This is a genomic window from Aphanothece sacrum FPU1, from assembly GCF_003864295.1.
Taxonomy (GTDB): Bacteria; Cyanobacteriota; Cyanobacteriia; order Cyanobacteriales; family Microcystaceae; genus Aphanothece_B; species Aphanothece_B sacrum.
This window is the reverse complement of sequence record NZ_BDQK01000014.1, coordinates 142,896-161,109: the sequence shown is the minus strand read 5'-3', so window position 1 is coordinate 161,109 and position 18,214 is coordinate 142,896. Positions and strand designations below refer to the sequence as shown.

Genomic DNA, 18,214 nt, shown 5'->3' with positions numbered 1-18,214 from the left:
AATTTATGATTTATGAACCTTAAATTTATCTACACTCCCTTGAAGTTGTTGAGCTAAAGATAAGATTTTCTGCATAGAATCCGATAATTGTGAAGCTGTATCAGAGGTATTTTGAGCAATTGAGGTAACATCTCCCATCACCTGATACATAGATTCAGATGTGGCTGATTGTTCAATAGTTGCTTGAACAATCGAGTTCACCAGTTGCTCAATTTGGCTACTGGTAACAGTAATTTTGTTAAGATTATGACGGGTTTGTTCGACTAATTTAGTTCCTATCACAACTTGTTCAGTTCCCGTTTTCATAGTTTGAGAAACTTCTTTAGTTTGGAGTTGAATACTATTAACCAAAGTTTCAATTTCGGCAGTCGCTTCGGCTGAACTTGCAGCTAAGCTTCTGACTTCATCGGCAATGACGGCAAAACCTCGTCCTTCTTCTCCTGCTCGTGCTGCTTCAATGGAAGCTTTTAAAGCAAGTAAATGGGTTTGAGCCGCGAAACGACTAATTAAGTTAACAACTTTAGCAATTTTCTGGGAAGATTCCCCTAAATTTTGCACTTTTTGAGCGGTTTCTGCTACCGTTTGCCCTATTGCCATCATACTATCAACAGTTTGATTTATGGCTAAGTCTCCAGCTTCGAGAGTTTTACTAGCCTCTGAGAAAGCGGTTAAGGTTGTTTCAGCGTTATTTGCCACTGAATTGATAGAATCTTGCATCACGGTTAAATGATCGCTTGCTAAGCCAATTTCTTGCACCTGACGCATGGCTTCTGTGGTCAGGGTGGTGATAGAATTTTCATTAGTTTTAGTTGTTATTGTTAACTCGTCAGATGCTTGTTTAACGTTGGTAACAATACGATTAAGATTTTCTACCGTAGAATTATAAGAATCGGCAATAGTACCAATTTCATCCTGAGTAACTTTGGCGCGAATTGTGAGATCTCCGCGACTAATTGGTTCTACTTCTATGAGTAAATCTAAAGCTCGTTTTTGTAACTGTTCTTTGGCTAGTTTTTGTTGTTCTTCAGACTGAAAATATTCATCGAATAAGTTAGCTTTTTCTAGGGTAATTCCTACTTGTAAACCTACTTGAGTTAAAAAATTAATTTCTGGTTGTTGCCATTCACGAGGACATTCACAATGATGGGCAATTAATAATCCTAAAAGTTCCCCAAGTACCACAATAGGAACGACTAAATTAGCTTTAACTTTCAAAGGGGCTAATTGTTGCAAATGACAATTAGTTAATCCGGCATTATAAATATTATTAGTAGCTTGAACTCGTCCTTGACGGTACTTTTCTACATATTTTTCGGCAAAACAAGGATCAGCAATCATTTTCCCTAAGGCATTAGGATAAAGTTCATCTACTGACTCAGCAATGATTGTTCCCTTCCAATTTTGATCAAAACGATAGATAATTACTCGGTCGGTTAACAATGCCTCTCGACTTTCTTTTACGACTAAATTAAATAAATTATCTGCTTTAAATTCTCTAGCCATATTTACACTAATGGCTTTGAGGGAAGCAAAAAGTTTTGTTTCTAAAGTGTTTTTTTGTAATAAATAAACTCTTTCTAAGATAATTTCTAGGGAATTAACTATTTGTTTTAAAAAGTTAATTTTTGTTTCATTCCATTCATATTGATTAAGACATTGATGAGCAAATAAAACACCAAAAAGAGTACCTTTATAAAAAATAGGAATTCCTAGACTTGCCCTAACTTTTCCTCGTTCTAACCATTTTTTATATTCAGAAGATAGGGAATTTTCGGAAATATTATTAATTATCCAAACATTTTTATGATCATTATTTGAGAGTATTTCTTCAGGTATCCAATTATGATTAAAATTGCTTCCCTCTAAACGAGAAATAGATTTTGTTTTTATCGATTCCTGAGAAATTTGACCATTGCTATCAGTTTGAACACGATAAAGAAAAAGGCGATCGCTATTTATTAATTGTCTTGTTTTGGCTAAAACTTGATTCAACCATTGGTCTATAGATGAATTATCAAAATTGTTTAAAACAGGTAATTCACTTAAGAATCTAAACATCTCTATTTTAGCTTCTATTTGATTAATATTAGCCTCGATAGTTTGAGCCATAGCATTAAAATTACCAGCTAACTGGCCGATTTCATCTTTACTGTTTACCTTAGCCCTGACATGATAATTACCTTGAGTAAATTCTTTAGTAACGTCGAAAAGATTTTTAATTGGTTTGGTGATACTATTGGCGATAGTTGATGCAATTAAAACCAGCAAACTTAAGACCACAACTGATAGAGTGACTTGTAATTCTAACCCTTCTTTAAGAATCTCATTAAGAGCGAATTCAGGATCACCATAGAGTAAAATAGCTATGGGTTCTCCTTTTAAATTAGGAATAGCTTTAGCAGCTACAGTATAAGTATGATCGCCAACAGAAATACGATTTGTAATTCGGTTTCCTTTCGCTGTAACAGCTTCTTGTAAGATAGATTGATTTGTTAATGGTAAATTAGTAAAAGCTTGTCGTAGTTCTGTTTTTGCATAAGATGTAGCCACCGAAAATTGTTTATTAATAGGATTATGAGCATAAATACCAGCATAACCAATTCCTGGAAAAGCTTCAACTGTTTTCTGGAAAATTGCCATATTTTTATTAATAATATTACCAGAGACTAAAACACCGATGACTATTTGAGTACCGGGTGCTTTAATGGGAGTAATTGTATAACTAATTAAAGTATTTTTAGGCTTTTGTTTTTTAACTGTGTCTATCCTTAATTCAGTGGTTTGAATTTGCTGTTTTGTTTGTAAAGCTTGACTGACTAAATTACTAGGATTAAAGATTTGCCCTGGAATATTTTGTTGTGACTGTTTGTCTTCATCGGTTTTTCCTGTAGCAATAATACGTAAATCTTTGCCAACTAAAGTAGCATATTCTAAGTTACGAATTTCTACTTCATTATCAAGAATTATTTGGACTTCTTGTTTTTCTGTTCCGTTTGAAACTTGACCCTTAACATCGTTAAGAGTAGCTTTAATAATAGTTGGATTTTCTGCAAGTGAGGCAAAAGTTAGTCCAATATTTTTCAACTCAGTGTTATAGTTGAGTTCGGTAACAGTTAATTGAGATAAATTTTGGTTGTGGAGTTGAGAGCGTAAATTACTTACCAAAGCTCTTGATTCTACTGCTACCATACCGCCAAAAGCAACAAACATCAAGGCACTAATAATCTGAGTTTTTTTAGCAATTGGCAGATCATAAAATGCTTGTAAGGGTCGAGATAAAACATATTCTTCTTTTCTTTTTGTATCTCTCATTTTTGACTCATAAAGATCAGACTTAAGAGATTCATTAACAATAGAATTAAGTTCGGAATTGACTGGAGTTTGCATAATTAATGAACCTTAATATTAATAAAAGACAATATTTTGTTTGACAATTTATTGTATTGTCATTGACTGTCTAGAGGCAAATTAATTATAATTCCCCCCATCACATCTCCCACCTTAAATATCTTTTCAGGGTAACGTTGTTTATGGATAGGATGACTATTATGACAATCAACACAACTGGCAGCAACAGCTTTATCTGGATAGACAGCAGAGAAATATTTTTTACCATCTTTAGTTTGATAATCTTTAAACGGTAGACCAGTATTTAAAACATTTTCCATTGCTTTTTTCTCGAAATCAGTATTAGGCGTATTACCCTCATTCAAACTCCAAGGAGAAATAGAACCATAATTAAAAGGACTATTTTCAGAAGCTAATTCTGCTGTCATCCTAAACATTTGGGCCGGCAAAGGTAAAGACTTATCCTGTTCCCAATGTTCAGAGGCGCGAATAACATTTTCATCCTTAAGTCTTTGAACAACATATTTTCCATAAATCGTGCGCTCAGATTTGATAATGCGATAGATATAATCAGCAATTAAATCAGGAGCCATATTATCCGCATATTGTCCCGCATTTGTGGCACTACAAGATACCACAATAAACCAACTGCTAATTGCCAAAACAATGAGAACAATAAACCTCATAGGAATGCGAATAGATTGAAAAAAATTGCTAATTTCATTCATGTCAAACACCTTGATAGAGTAATTAAATAACTTTAAACTGGCGAACACTTTCTTCGAGAGATTGAGCCACCATTAATAATTGTTTAAAGGAGTCAGAAACCAGGGCCGCTTCTTGAGACGTTTTATCTGAAATTGCCGCCACTTGTATCATAGTTTGGGTAACAGTTTGACTGGTTTGAGACTGTTCAACAGCAGCTTTAGCGATCGCTTCGACTAATTCAGTAATTTGCGCACTCGCTACGGTAATTTGATTAAGACTTTTACGAGTTTCATCTACTAATTTAGTTCCGGTAACAACCTGTTCAGTTCCAGCTTCCATTGCCGCTACCACATCATTAGTTTCAGCTTGAATACTTGCCACTAATGTTTCAATTTCTGAAGTAGCTTGGGCTGACTGACGGGCTAAAGAACGTACCTCATCAGCAACCACAGCAAAGCCTCGGCCTTCTTCTCCTGCGTGAGCCGCCTCAATAGAAGCATTTAAGGCTAAAAGGTTCGTTTGGTCGGCAAAACTACTAATAAGGTTGACAACCTTAGAAATTTTCTGAGAAGATTCTCCTAGACGTTTGACTTTTTTAGCCGTTTCTGCCACCGTTTGGCGAATAGCCATAATTCCATCTACCGTGCGGTTCATGGCTTCTTCTCCAGCTTCTACCGTTTCCGTAGCTTTTTGTACCGTTGTTTCTGCCAGTTCAGCATTAGCCGCAACTGCACGGATAGAAATATTCATCGCTTGCAGACTTTCCAAGGCCCCAGAAATATCTTGTGCTTGATGAAAAGATTCTTCAGATAAGTCTCGTACCGCTACTTCATTGGCATTTGTGGTGACAGTTAATTGACCCGCAACTCCTTGTACCTGAGTTACAATTTTTCGTAGGTTTTCAATGGTGGCGTTATAAGAGTCGGCAATGGTGCCAATTTCATCTTCTGTCACTTTAGCCCGAATGGTGAGATCCCCACGACTGACGGGATCAACCTCTATCAAGAGTTCTAAAGCTCGTTTTTGTAATTGTTCTTTACCTTGACGTTGTTCTTCTTCCGATTTTTGCTGTTTTTCTATGAGATCCGCCCGTTCTAGGGCAAATCCGATTTGAGCCGCTACTTGAGAAAAGAAGCTTACTTGTGCTGTATCCCATTGACGAGGTTGATCACATTGATGGGCAATAAATAAGCCTAATAATTCACCTTTACAGAGAATAGGAGCTACTAAATTCGCCCGAACTTTAAAGGGGGATAATTGTTTTAAATGACAGTCTGTTAACCCTGCTTTATAAATATCAGGAGTTGCTTGAACGCGACCTTGTTGATATTTATCTACATATTTTTCGGCAAAACAAGGATCATAAATTTCTGCTCCTATTGCTGCAGGAAACCCATTAACAACAGATTCTGCAATAATTTTACCAGTCCAATTTGGCTCAAAACGATAGACAATAACGCGATCAGTTTTGATAGCACGACGCATATGATTAACCGCAATTTCTAATAGCTCAGTTGTGTTAATGGCTGCCGAAATTTTGACAGTAATATCCTTAAGAATGTGGGACATTTTTACGTCTTCCCGTCGTTGTTGTTGTAAACTCAAACGATCTAAGGTAATTGTTAATTGTTCTCCTACTTGTTTAAGAAAATTGATTTCTCGCTCATTCCATTGATGAGGTTCATCACAATAATGAGCAATTAATAATCCAAATAAATTACCTTGTTTGAGAACAGGAACCACTAAATTAGCCCGAATCTGTAATTGTTCCATTAATTGGAGATGTTGAGGATGAAAACCTGCGCAGGTAACATCATCAGTGGGAACAACGCGGCCCTGTTTATAAGCCTCAATTAATTCTTCAGAAATACAGGCATCACCAATTTGATGTTCTAAAGCTTTAGGATAATCTAAGCCCACAGATTCATGAGAAATATAGCCAGAATAATCAGGATTAAAACGATAAATAACGATGCGACTGGCCTTAAGAATAGTTCTGATTCCCTCTAAAGCCTCCTGCACAATTTGTTCAAGAGCTTCCTGATCAGGAATAATACTACTCCCAATTTGTGCCAAAAGATTGGCTTGTTCAACTGCAATAATTTGTTCTTCGACTAGGATTTTAATCTGCCTAGTCATTTGATTAATATTAGTGCCTAATACGGCTAATTCATCTTTTCCTTGTATCTGAACTTGTCTATCAAGATCTCCTGCGCTAATTTGTTTGATCGTCTTAGTAATATGGCGTAAAGGACGAGTTGCTTGATCAGCTAAAAGCATAGCAAGAACTCCTACTATCCCTGATGCGATTAAAGTTCCCCATAATAATGTCGATAATAGTTGTTTTTGAGAGGCAAAAGCCATGGCATTATCAAGAGTAATAATGACACTCCAGCCTAAATCTGGTAAATTTTCTAAAGACTCAAAAGGAACATAAGTTACAAAATTTTTAGATGATTTAAGGGTAGTAGCTAGTTTATTTTGAGATAATTGTGCAAAATTAGGGAAAATTGAATCAACATTAATGCTTTTATGTTCAATTTTTTCTGTTTTTAAATTAGTTTTACCCAGAGTATTAAGTTGAGTTATCTGAACTCCTGACGGAGCGAAAAACACCTCTTTTGTATTATTAATTAGATAAAATTCCCCTTGTGATATATCTCGGTTCGGTAGAAGTTTTTGCAAGAATTTAACTGGAAGACGGGCCCTAACAATAGCAACGGTTTGGCCTGTGGCTTTATCTTTAATAGGAGCAGCCGTATAAATATTAAACGTTCCATCAACCTTGGAGACAAGTGGTTGAGTCATAATAGGAACATTGGTTTTGAGAACTTCTTGAAAATAGCTGCGCTCTTTATGATTTTTTAGATAAATTCCCTTTGATTGACCAATTACATTTCCCTTAAGATCAAAAACAGCAATGCTGTCATATAATTTATAGATATTGATTAGTTTATTTAAAAGTTTTTGTTTTTCTAAAGGAGAAATAGTGTTTCTTAATTCAGAATTAGTAAAAGTTTCGAGAGTTGCTATAGTTTGAATATCAAGATAGCGATCGCTCATAAAACGATTAATTTTGTTAGTTAATTCAACTCCTTGACTAGTTTTTAATTGAGTAATCTGCTGAGTAATTGCTCTGTTAGCCACTTGATAAGCAATAGTTCCCACTATCACGACAGGAACTACTCCGATGAGAGTAGCAACTATCATCGCTTTATAACGTAAAGTTAAGGTTTGCCACCAGGTAAGGGGTAGGGAAGGTGTCAACTGTCGCCTAATTTGCTGAGTAGAGGATAATTGATTTTGGTTCTGCTTCTGAGGGTTATTGATCGTGCTACCAGAAACATAGCCATTGTTTTGATGAGGGTTTGGAGTAGGTTTAGGGGAAGTTTGAGTCATGAAATTAGCCTCAATAAAATAAGTAAGAGTTAGGGGTTAGCGTAGGGGCGGGTTTTTACCTAAATTTTGTGATGTTTACCCAGATTTTCCATAAACCCGCCCTTATAGGATTTAAGAGTTGGCGTAGGGGCTTAAAAATATGTTTTGCTCCTACAGAAAATAGTAGAAATATAGTCAATTAGATATAGGGTTTCTCATAAGCTGTTGTGCATTTAAATCGCTTATTTTAAACTATAGAGTTTAAGGTTTAGGCATAGCGGCCATAATGGCTTCTCCATCCAAAATAACAAACATATCCCCTTGCGTTTTTAACCAATAACCTCGCAGAAAAGGTGCCAAACTAGGAGTTACCGCAGAAGCGGGTGGGGATTGTATTTCGGCAGGGTTACACCATTCGATATCTTCCACACCACTCACTACTAAACCCAGCATTTGACGATTAAGCTTAGAGGATGAGGTTGATTTCCCTGAATGCAGTACCATTGCCCGATAAACCAGGAGGTTTTGGGTTTGTTGATGCCAGGGAGTTAAGCCCAATAAATGCCCTAAATCGACCATCCAGAGAATTTCGCCGCGCCAGTTATAAATTCCCATCACCCAAGGGGGCATATGAGGAATAGGGACGATTTGACCGAGGGGAACCGTTAATACTTCCGTCAGTTGGGCCACAGGTAACATCAGGGTAGTATCAGGTACTAAGTCAAATCTTAAAAATTGTTCGAGGGAACTGCGATTTCTTGTTTCACCTGTGGGGGAAGGTAAAGTTAAATTGTTAGAAAACCCATTCAAAGCCATAATAAATGCATCTTTTCACTCTACTAATGGTGGATCAGTTGTTTAATGGTCTTGAGAAAGAAATCCTGATCAATAGGCTTAGGAATATAAGCATCTGCCCCTTGTCTCATGCCCCAATATTTATCCATATCGGTGTCTTTAGTGGAGCAGATAATCACGGGAATCTTATTGGTACGGTTTTCGGCTTTGAGTTCCCGGCAAATCTCAAATCCGCTACGCCCAGGTAACACAACATCAAGTACAATGACATCAGGTAAATCTCCCAGGAGCTTTTCTAGGGCTTCTTCCCCACTGGAGGCAATGACTACCGTAATACCAGCCAGTTTTAAACATTGAGTAATAATTTCTCTTTCGGTTAAAGAATCTTCAACAACCAGAGCGGTTCCCATTTTTTTTCCTCGATTAAATAAGTATTGAAAAGTCAAGTTCAACTGCTACTTTTATAATTCCCTTCTATCGGATGAAACTAACAAAAGTTATCTAATTTTGGGAATCAATAAGCAACAGTAGTGCCAGAAAATTGAGGGGTTTAACTCGGACTTTCTTGTTTGAGATGCTTACGAATTGCATTTAGCACTAATTCAGGATTCACGGGTTTACTAATAAAGTCAGTTGATCCCATCACCTTAGCCCTAACTCTATCGACAATGCCGTCATTGCCAGTCAAAATGACAATAGGAGTGTGACGAAAAAATGATAATTTACGCAGTTGTTGGCAAATCTCATAGCCATTGGCATTAGGCATCACCAAATCTAAAAAGATTAAAGCCGGTTTACGGGCTAAAAGAATAGCGATCGCTCTTAAAGGATCATTAATCCCCAAAAATTGATAATTAGCTCCCATGAGAATTTTTTCCAGGGTTTGGCACATCAGGGGACTATCATCAATACAGGCAATTAAAGGGCCGCTATTGTTTCCTGTTGTATTAGCGGTGGGATGTCCTGTTGGAGGTGAAACAGGAGGAGTCAAATCATCAATAGAAATCAGTTCTACTAATCCCATTTGGATATAAGGGAGTAAGGAACTGGTAACTGTGACTACATCGCGCTTCATGCGAACCGATAAATCCCGTAAGGTTTGGTTGCCGTCGAGGAGTTGTCGCAAGGTTTGATAAACTTGGGGAGAAGTGCTTTGTTGCAATTGTTCAGCTTGTCGGATGACGGGGGCAGCGTTAGGAGAGCGATCAGCGATTTTGGCTCCTTGCCAAGCTTGCCAGAGTTTTTGGGACTCTGTGACGAGTTGATCGGCATCTATTAATACCAACCGAGTTGAAAGTAAATTATCTGGTCGCAGTTCGCAGGTAATTTCTGTTGTTTGAGCCACATCAAAGAGAACTTCGACAATGACGGAACGAATCATGCGAGCTGCTTGTTCTCGACTGATTTTTTGTTGTTCTACCCAAAAACAGAGTAGTTGATATTCCCAACAGAGTCGGAAATCTTGATTACCTAAACTGGCCAGATCAAGTTGTAAAGTAGAGAGAAGGGCTGTTATCTGGGGTAAGCACAGGGCAATTTGTCGTCGCCACCGTCTTACAGGATGAGAACCACCCGTGGCGTACATAATCCGGCCTAGATAGAGATAGAAAAACCACTGCTCTCCCTTAGCATCTGTCAACACGAGTTGACCGCTAAATCGAGGTTGTTTGAGGGTTTCAAAAAATCCAGCTTGTTTGGAGGCCGTGAATTCTTGAATGGAAATGGGATTTTGAAGGGAAAATTGAGCAGTCATCATTAGATATTGAGTTGAGTGACCAATCTCAGAGCTACACTTCTAGGATTCCCTTATTTTTCAAAAAACTAACAGCACTGCTACATAAAGCTGATACAACGTGGTATATTAAGCCACACTGATGGAGATAATTCACTTAAGGGTTCTGAGGTTGGCGTTGCAGCCGCACAGGCAAAGCGTGACCGCACTTTTTGTGAGAAATGCGAGTTTAGGCATGGCAATTTATAATTTATGGATAAGTTCAATAATTAGTTAATGCCATGCCCCTACAAAAAATGTTTTTAATATCTTAAAAATTATAACAATCAAGGGAACAAAAAAGAATTAAATATGATCACATCTTTATAACTTAAGAGTTGACAAAACTTAACTCGATCATCGATAACTAATCCTCAATTGGTAATGTTTCATGAATTTGATTTGGGATCAAATTACCCTCTCTTATTTCTCAGCCTCTAAATGGCTAAATGCCAGCTATATTTATCGCTTAGTCGGTATTTTTAGTCAATGGCGACAACACAGCTTTCTCCTACAATGGGGAGAAGCCATAGGCGCGTTATTATTAAGCCTTGTCTTTATTTTTAGCCCTTTTATTACCACTGGTTTAATTGGTGTTTGGTTATTTGCGATCGCCGCTTATTGGGCCATTCTCACCCTCTGCGATAACCACAAACCAGGGTTAACCCCCATTCACTTTTTAGTATTTACTTATTGGTGTATTGCGGGGGTCGCAGTTGCCTTTTCTCCAGTGAAAGCGGCTGCCTTGACTGGATGGGTTAAATTAACCCTTTATATGTTATTCTTTGCCTTATCTTCTCGTATTTTGCGTTCTCCTCCTCTAACCAATTGGTTAATTACGGTTGTGCTATTTATCGGCTTAATAGTTGCTGCATATGGGGTCAGACAGCAATTTATGGGGGTGGAACAGTTAGCTACTTGGAACGATCCTACCTCTCCTCTAGCGCAACAGACAAGGGTTTATAGCTATTTGGGCAATCCTAACCTACTCTCATCTTATCTCGTCCCTGCCATCGCTTTAAGTGTTGCTGCGCTGTTAGTTTGGCAAGGATGGTTGCCGAAACTGTTAGCAACAACGATGCTATTAGTTAATACTTCTTGTCTCTATTTTACGGGAAGTCGTGGCGGTTGGATTGCCATGATGGCTTTATCTGTTACATTTTTGTTGTTATCATTTGTTTGGTTTAAAGATTATTTATCTCCTTTTTGGCGTAAATGGTTATTACCTGTTGTTTTTGGTAGTTTAGGTGGTTTAATTTTAGTTGCCATTGTCTTAGTTGAACCCTTACGTTTACGGATATTAAGTATCTTTGCTGGACGCAATGATAGTAGTAATAATTTTCGCCTGAATGTTTGGTTAGCGGTAATTGATATGATCCGCGATCGCCCAATTATTGGTATTGGGCCAGGCAATAGTGCTTTTAATAAGATTTACCCCCTTTATATGAGTCCTAAATATAGTGCCTTGAGTGCCTATTCTGTGTTTTTAGAAACAGCAGTGGAAACCGGATTAATTGGATTTAGTGTGTTTATTTGGTTGATTTTAGTAACAGTTAATCAAGGTGTTTGTCAATTAAAACGTTTAAGAGATAAACAAAATCCTCAAGGAATTTGGTTAATTGCTGCGATCGCGGCTATAGTTGGATTATTGGCCCAAGGAACAGTCGATACGGTTTGGTATCGTCCTCAAATTAATACACTTTGGTGGTTTTCTATCGCTTTAATTGCTAGTCAATATCAACCTAAATTAACGATTAATGATTAACCTACCTTCAACCTAAAGCCAGCAATTATCATTTGTTGTGACCAAAAAAAGAGGTTTCAAGCTACCGACTTTAGGCGGTAGTAACTGATAACTGATAACTGAAATGACCACTTATTCACATTAAATTAATGGTATGTTTTGCTGGATTTTGTAGTTAGGAAAAACCTGACGAATTTGAGTAGGATTTAATTGTAAATGACCGGATAAAATAGGTGTGATCCCATCTCTAAAATCTGTAGTAACAGCCAAATCTCGTCCTTGATAAAGTTGAGATTTGGCTAATCCTGTCCATTTTCCATAGACTTTCCCTCCCTTAATATCCCCTCCTAAAAGCCATAAAACATTGCCATGGCCATGATCAGTTCCTCCATTACCATTTTCCCGGAAAGTACGCCCAAATTCTGAAAGGACGATAATAGTTGTATCCTGATAAACAGATCCTAATCCATTAGCCAAAGTAGCTAATCCTTCACCCAAAGCTTTCAGTCGATTTGCCAATTGTCCTTTGCTATTACCTTGATTAACATGGGTATCCCATCCCCCTAAAGGCAAAAATGCTAATTGAATATTAGAATTTTTAGCCATAAGTTGGGCTAATCTTTGGGCATCTTTAACAAATCCATTAGGTAAAGGTGCGCCATTATTAGCCATTTTCATTTCCTTTTCTACATCACTATTGAGAGTTTGACGGGCGACCATTCCTTCCCGATAAGTTCTACCGAGGTCATCATTGCCACTATAAAGTCCATTAAAAGCTTGACTAATCTCTGGACGGTCAATGGGGGTACGGCGAGAACCTGGCTTATTAGGAGGCATACTGGCCACAGCTATTTTACCAGAAAGAATACGGGGGGTAGTTGTGCCAACATTAACAGCTTGGACAGGATTTTTACCAGGTAGATTAGCCAACAGACGATTCATCCAACCATCAGAAGTCCCTTTAATTCCTGGAGTTCCACTTTCCATGAAGTCTTGGGCATCAAAATGAGATCTAGTTTCATTGGAAGAACCACAAGCATGAACAAAAGCTAAACTTTTATTTTTCCAGAAGGGTGATAGGGAACTTAAGGCAGGATGCAACCCAAAACGTCCATCGAGGTTAATTACACCATCGGTTTTTCCTGGATGGGGAATAGCAATCTTTGGCCTAGCTTGATAATACTCGGCCTCTTGATAGGGAACAACCACATTTAGCCCATCGACTCCCCCTCTTAAAAAGATGACAATTAGACGTTTAGGTTTAGGATTTGCAGACTCAACTGGTGCTGCCCATCCATGTAAACCGATAGAAATTAAAGAAGAACTCGAAATGAGTCCGGCTTGTTTTAAAAAGGTGCGTCTGTCCATAATAAAATTAAAACTAATGATACATAAATTCTGGACTACCAAGAATGATAGCCGCTTTCAGATTTTTGGGATTAGAAGCGATCGCTTGTTGAGTCTTACTTGAAAAACGGTTCCCTAGAGTGGCAGCTAATTGATCAGGATTAACCATGTCTTGATTGGTGTTTTTCTTATCGTTATTTCCCTTACTCAACATAGTGGCAAAATTTAATCGCTTTGTCATGCCATCAGGACTTAACCAAGCTTCTTGAGTATTTTTGTAACCATCTGGAGTGAGGCAACCGTACAAAGGCATTCCCATTTGTCGTAAGGTCATTAACACAGAACCAGTATTTTTCACCGGAATACCTGTCGCTCTATAGGCAGAAATAATGTATTCATAAGGGGTCTTAAATTTGGCATTATAGTATTTAGGATCATTAAATTCCTCACTACGAAATAGAGTTTCGAGAACAGCGCGGATATTGCCATCGGTTTCGAGAAAGCGTCTGGAAAGCTTTTTCACTAAACTCGGTGGTGGTTGATCTGCTACAAAATATTGGGCCAGTTTATAGCTGATGTGATTAGCCGTAGCCGGACTACGGGCTAAAATATCGAGGGCTTTTTCTGCTTGTTCTATGCCACCAGGGGCAATGGTTTTTCCTAAAAAGATTTTGGCACTACTATCATGACGTTGGGAATCAAAGGCAAAATTGTACCCGGCTGGATTCAATCTACTAGGATGGCTAAATCCCCATCCTGTAAAAATTCTGGCTAAGACAATCACATCCTGTTGGGTATAACCTCCATTGACTCCCAAGGTATGCAACTCCATCAACTCACGGGCATAGTTTTCATTGAGTCCTTTAAATTTACCCTTACTCCCTGGACTATTGGGGTCAGTATTGAGCCAATTATCAAGATAGACTAACATAGCAGGATGACGAGCCGTTGCCTCTAACAAGTCACGAAATCGACCAAAGACATGAGGACGAATCCCTTCTTGTTCATAAGCACCTACCCAAAAGGGTGTTAAATCTTTTCCCGCAAAGACATTAAAGTGATTGTACCAAAAGTCTACCATGACTTCCTGAAGTTGTCGGGGACTTTCAATACCCCTCACTAGACGGGCCTCTACCGCTTGTGTGAGAATCAATCTGCCTCCTACCTGTGATTTTACCGGTTTTTGGGGAGAACTAGGCGGTTGCATCCTTTGGGGGGTTTCAACTATTTGGGGAGTTGGAGAAACTTGAGGATTCCTACCACGAGTTTGTCTTTGGGTAACATTAAGAGGTCGAGGTCGAGGTTGAGGTTGTTTTTGATATTTTACCAGCAATTCCACTGGTGTTAGATTGAGGGTTGACAATGATTGTAAACGCTGATTAACACTCCAAGATTCAGGAATAGATTGGGGTGACAATTGTTGTTGAATGTAGGGATCAACTCCCATGCTTTTGACTTTTTCTAAATCTCCCGGACTAGGACCGAAACTGAGACGATTGATTAAGTGTAGAATTTTGGCATCCGTTGTGGGAGTATTAGCACAACTAGCGTTAGATAACCCTAAACACAACACCAATACCAACATTCCTAATTTGTGCAACCGGCAAACAGATGGGACAAAATGCAAGCAAGGGATAATTTTCATCAGTTCAGATCCCCCGTACCTGTTGTAATCAGTAAAGATTATGATTTATAACTATTGTAGCAGCTAGATAAAATCCTTTAATTGACACAATTAATTACATAAAATTTGTAGGGGCGGGTTTTTGTAGGGGCGGGTTTTTGTAGGGGCGGGTTTTTGTAGGGGCGGGTTTTTGTAGGGGCGGGTTTTTTACAGCAGTTATGATACTCACAAAAAAATTAGATCAACCCGCCCCCCACCACAGGATAAGCTGTTACGCATCTAAATTAGTTTTATTCGAGTGATGGGGTGGTGGGGTGATGGTTTGATAGTTTGTTTCCTAATGTGCCAATATACAGTTTAAATTCGTCTTAGCTTACTCACAAAAAAGTTAGATCAACCCGCCCCCCACCACAGGATAAGCTGTTACGCATCTAAATTAGTCCTATTCGAGTGATGGGGTGATGGGGTGATGGTTTGATAGTTTGTTTCCTAATGTGCCAATATACAGTTTAAATTCGTCTTAGCTTACTCACAAAAAAGTTAGATCAACCCGTCCCCTATTACATGATGCTCACAAAAAAGTTATGCTACAATGATACGAATATTTAATATCGCAAAATTCCGAATATAGTTACACTCTCATTTTACTTGAAAACAAAAAAATTGTTAACTTTAGCCCTGTAACTCTTAACAAAGATTTACAAGTCAATCCTTATCTTGTTAGTATCTCAAACGTGACTACCCAAACCCCCTCCCTTGTTCAACCCGATGAGACTTTGCCCACAGAGTCTCTTAACGAGAAACTAAACCGTCAAAGGTTGGTAATACTTGACTTTGGTTCTCAATATTCTGAATTAATTGCTCGTCGTATCCGAGAAACACAAGTTTACTCGGAAGTGATGTCTTATCGAACCACAGCCGAGCAAATTCGTCAACTTAGTCCCAAAGGAATTATTCTGTCTGGGGGGCCTAATTCCGTCTATGATAGTCGTGCGCCCCAATGTGATCCCGAAATTTGGCAACTGGGTATTCCTATTTTGGGTGTCTGTTATGGCATGCAGTTGATGGTACAACAATTAGGGGGCCAAGTCGAAAAGGCCGAACGGGGAGAATATGGTAAAGCTTCCCTACACATCGATGATCCCACCGACCTGCTTACCAATGTGGAAGATGGGGCTACTATGTGGATGAGTCACGGCGACTCCTGTACTCGATTACCCGATGGCTTTGAAATTTTAGCCCATACTGATAATACTCATTGTGCCGCGATCGCTCATCACGAGAAGCAATTATTTGGAGTGCAATTTCATCCTGAAGTCGTCCACTCTATCGGTGGTATTGCTCTGATTCGTAATTTTGTTTATCATATCTGTGAATGTGAACCGACTTGGACGACGGAAGCCTTTGTTGAAGAAGCTATTCGAGACATTCGGGCAAAAGTTGGAGATAAACGGGTTTTACTGGCGTTATCTGGGGGGGTAGACTCATCTACTTTAGCGTTTCTTCTCCATCGCGCTATTGGAGATAAGCTTACTTGTATGTTTATTGATCAGGGGTTCATGCGAAAAGGTGAACCTGAACGATTAGTAGATATTTTTGATAATCAGTTTCATATTACGGTGGAATATGTCAATGCGAGGGAACGGTTTTTAGCTCAAATTGAGGGAGTTACTGACCCTGAAGAAAAACGCCGTCGCATCGGTCATGAATTTATTAAAGTGTTTGAAGAAGAATCTGAACGTCTAGGGCCTTTTGATTATTTAGCCCAAGGCACTCTTTATCCTGATGTGATTGAATCTGCTGATACGAATGTTGATCCCAAAAGCGGTGAACGCATTGCCGTTAAGATTAAAAGTCATCACAATGTGGGAGGACTGCCGAAAAATCTACGCTTTAAGTTAGTAGAACCCCTACGAAAGTTATTTAAGGATGAGGTCAGAAAATTAGGCCGTGCCATCGGTTTACCAGAGGAAATTGTGCGTCGTCATCCGTTTCCTGGTCCTGGGTTAGCTATTCGTATCATTGGAGAAGTGACGGCCGAACGCTTAAACTTATTGCGAGATGCTGATTTTATCGTACGGGATGAAATTAGCAAGCAAGGGATATATCATGACTTTTGGCAAGCGTTTGCTGTCCTATTGCCTGTCCGTAGTGTGGGAGTTATGGGAGATCAACGGACTTATGCTCATCCCATTGTCTTACGATTAATTACCAGTGAAGATGGCATGACCGCAGACTGGGCCAGAGTTCCCTATGATTTACTCGAAATCATGTCTAACCGCATTGTCAATGAGGTTAAAGGGGTTAACCGGGTCGTCTATGATATCACCTCGAAACCTCCTGGAACTATTGAATGGGAATAATTTAGCTATCCCATGTAGGGGCAATTCATGAATTGTCCCTACAAAAAATTGCCTAAATTGTTTCAGGATTAATGCCTTGTTCTCGTAATAAAGCCGCTAACCTGTCTGCCCGTTGACGTTCAGTTTCTGCTCGTTGACGTTCTTCACTGACTTGTTGTTGTAGTTGACGAAATTTTGCTTTTTCTGCCTTAATTAAATCTTCAACGATAGGAGGAGAAAGCATTTCATCAACTGATAGTTGTAAATTGCCCCATTGTTTAGATTGAATAGATTGCCCTAACACAAATTCTTGAGTTTGATACCCATCTTCGAGTTGAGGCTCAGTTAAGATACGAACCCGTTTTTTATTAGGATCGACAATCCAATACTCAGGTATGCTAATCATAGCATATTCGGCCCGTTTTAGAATATAGTCATCCCGCCAATTTTCGCTGGTAACTTCTATCACTAAATTAGGAGTTTCTTCTAAATCTAAAACCCCTGCCCCTTTGCGAGAACAGAGTATTTCCCAGCGTTCGGGAGGAAAGACCACCACATCAGGAATGCGTGAAGAATCAATTCCGGTTCTGACTCCCACATCATTAATGACAATTAAATTTTGCTCAGTGGTAGCAAAATATTCTCTCAAACAATAAACTAAAAATTGGCAAATTCGGCTATGTAATGCAGTAGCAGTCGGCATAGGAATTAATCTTCCCCGATGCAGTTCATATCGGGTGTCCGTATTATCTTGATAAAAGCGATATTCCTCAAATGTCAATCGCTTAGGGACATCCGGGACATCATTTGTAATGGTGGGAATACCTATCTGTGTCATTTGGCGTTACCAGTCATCAGTTATCAGTTACCAGTTACCAGTTACCAGTTACCAGTTACCAGTTACCAGTTACCAGTTATCAGTTACCAGTTATCAGTTACTTCTATTCTAATCCTTGTCTAGATAGGGTTTTGTTTTTTTACATAAATATTAATTATATTGACTCTATAACTATTTTAAATATCTAATATCTCTCTAAAATGCTCAATGGAGGTTTTGGAGAGCAAAATTGACAAAAATTTGCTAACGAGATTGCGACATTTGAGGCACTTATGATAGAATTGTAAATGATAATCCCAGGCGTGTTTCTGACTAAAAA

General features: G+C 38.6%; 11 protein-coding genes. 2 read left to right on the top strand and 9 right to left on the bottom strand.

Annotation, left to right across the window (positions count from 1 at the left end; all coding sequences use genetic code 11):
- Positions 1-3 precede the first annotated feature (3 nt).
- From AsFPU1_RS17260 to AsFPU1_RS17235, 6 genes are all read right to left on the bottom strand, one after another.
- Positions 4-3,387: a methyl-accepting chemotaxis protein gene (locus AsFPU1_RS17260; RefSeq protein WP_124971525.1), complete on the bottom strand. Its 3,384-nt coding sequence runs from the start codon at positions 3,385-3,387 to the stop codon at positions 4-6.
- Positions 3,388-3,446: 59 nt separating this feature from the next.
- A complete protein-coding gene (locus tag AsFPU1_RS17255) occupies positions 3,447-4,076 on the bottom strand; it encodes a Tll0287-like domain-containing protein (RefSeq protein WP_124971523.1) in 630 nt (209 codons plus the stop codon).
- Between the two features lie 22 nt (positions 4,077-4,098).
- Positions 4,099-7,455 (bottom strand): methyl-accepting chemotaxis protein, encoded by a 3,357-nt coding sequence (locus tag AsFPU1_RS17250; protein ID WP_124971520.1) that lies wholly within the window; start codon positions 7,453-7,455, stop codon positions 4,099-4,101.
- Between the two features lie 240 nt (positions 7,456-7,695).
- Positions 7,696-8,250 carry a chemotaxis protein CheW gene (locus tag AsFPU1_RS17245; RefSeq protein ID WP_125061146.1) on the bottom strand — a complete coding sequence of 185 codons (555 nt, stop codon included), beginning with the start codon at positions 8,248-8,250 and terminating at the stop codon, positions 7,696-7,698.
- 23 nt (positions 8,251-8,273) lie between these two features.
- The gene (locus tag AsFPU1_RS17240; RefSeq protein WP_124971517.1) at positions 8,274-8,639 is read right to left on the bottom strand and encodes a response regulator transcription factor; all 366 of its coding nucleotides are present in this window, start codon (positions 8,637-8,639) and stop codon (positions 8,274-8,276) included.
- 140 nt (positions 8,640-8,779) lie between these two features.
- Entirely contained in the window at positions 8,780-9,985 is a 1,206-nt protein-coding gene (locus AsFPU1_RS17235) for a response regulator (RefSeq protein WP_124971514.1), read from the bottom strand.
- A 406-nt stretch (positions 9,986-10,391) separates the two neighbouring features.
- On the opposite strand from AsFPU1_RS17235, the gene AsFPU1_RS17230 reads away from it, so the two are divergent.
- Positions 10,392-11,765, top strand: coding sequence for an IctB family putative bicarbonate transporter (locus AsFPU1_RS17230; protein ID WP_124971511.1), 1,374 nt, complete (start codon positions 10,392-10,394; stop codon positions 11,763-11,765).
- A 120-nt stretch (positions 11,766-11,885) separates the two neighbouring features.
- On the opposite strand, the gene AsFPU1_RS17225 is transcribed toward AsFPU1_RS17230, so the two are convergent.
- Positions 11,886-13,112: a DUF1501 domain-containing protein gene (locus AsFPU1_RS17225; protein ID WP_124971508.1), complete on the bottom strand. Its 1,227-nt coding sequence runs from the start codon at positions 13,110-13,112 to the stop codon at positions 11,886-11,888.
- 13 nt (positions 13,113-13,125) lie between these two features.
- Positions 13,126-14,736 (bottom strand): DUF1800 domain-containing protein, encoded by a 1,611-nt coding sequence (locus AsFPU1_RS17220; protein WP_227873361.1) that lies wholly within the window; start codon positions 14,734-14,736, stop codon positions 13,126-13,128.
- Positions 14,737-15,449: 713 nt separating this feature from the next.
- Between AsFPU1_RS17220 and guaA the strand changes: the two genes are divergently transcribed.
- Positions 15,450-17,078 carry a glutamine-hydrolyzing GMP synthase gene (gene guaA / locus AsFPU1_RS17215; protein WP_124971505.1) on the top strand — a complete coding sequence of 543 codons (1,629 nt, stop codon included), beginning with the start codon at positions 15,450-15,452 and terminating at the stop codon, positions 17,076-17,078.
- A 52-nt stretch (positions 17,079-17,130) separates the two neighbouring features.
- Here the strand turns inward: guaA and AsFPU1_RS17210 are convergent, their stop codons facing one another.
- Complete coding sequence (locus AsFPU1_RS17210) at positions 17,131-17,895, bottom strand: Uma2 family endonuclease (protein ID WP_124971502.1); 765 nt, start codon at positions 17,893-17,895, stop codon at positions 17,131-17,133.
- Between the last annotated feature and the right edge of the window lie 319 nt (positions 17,896-18,214).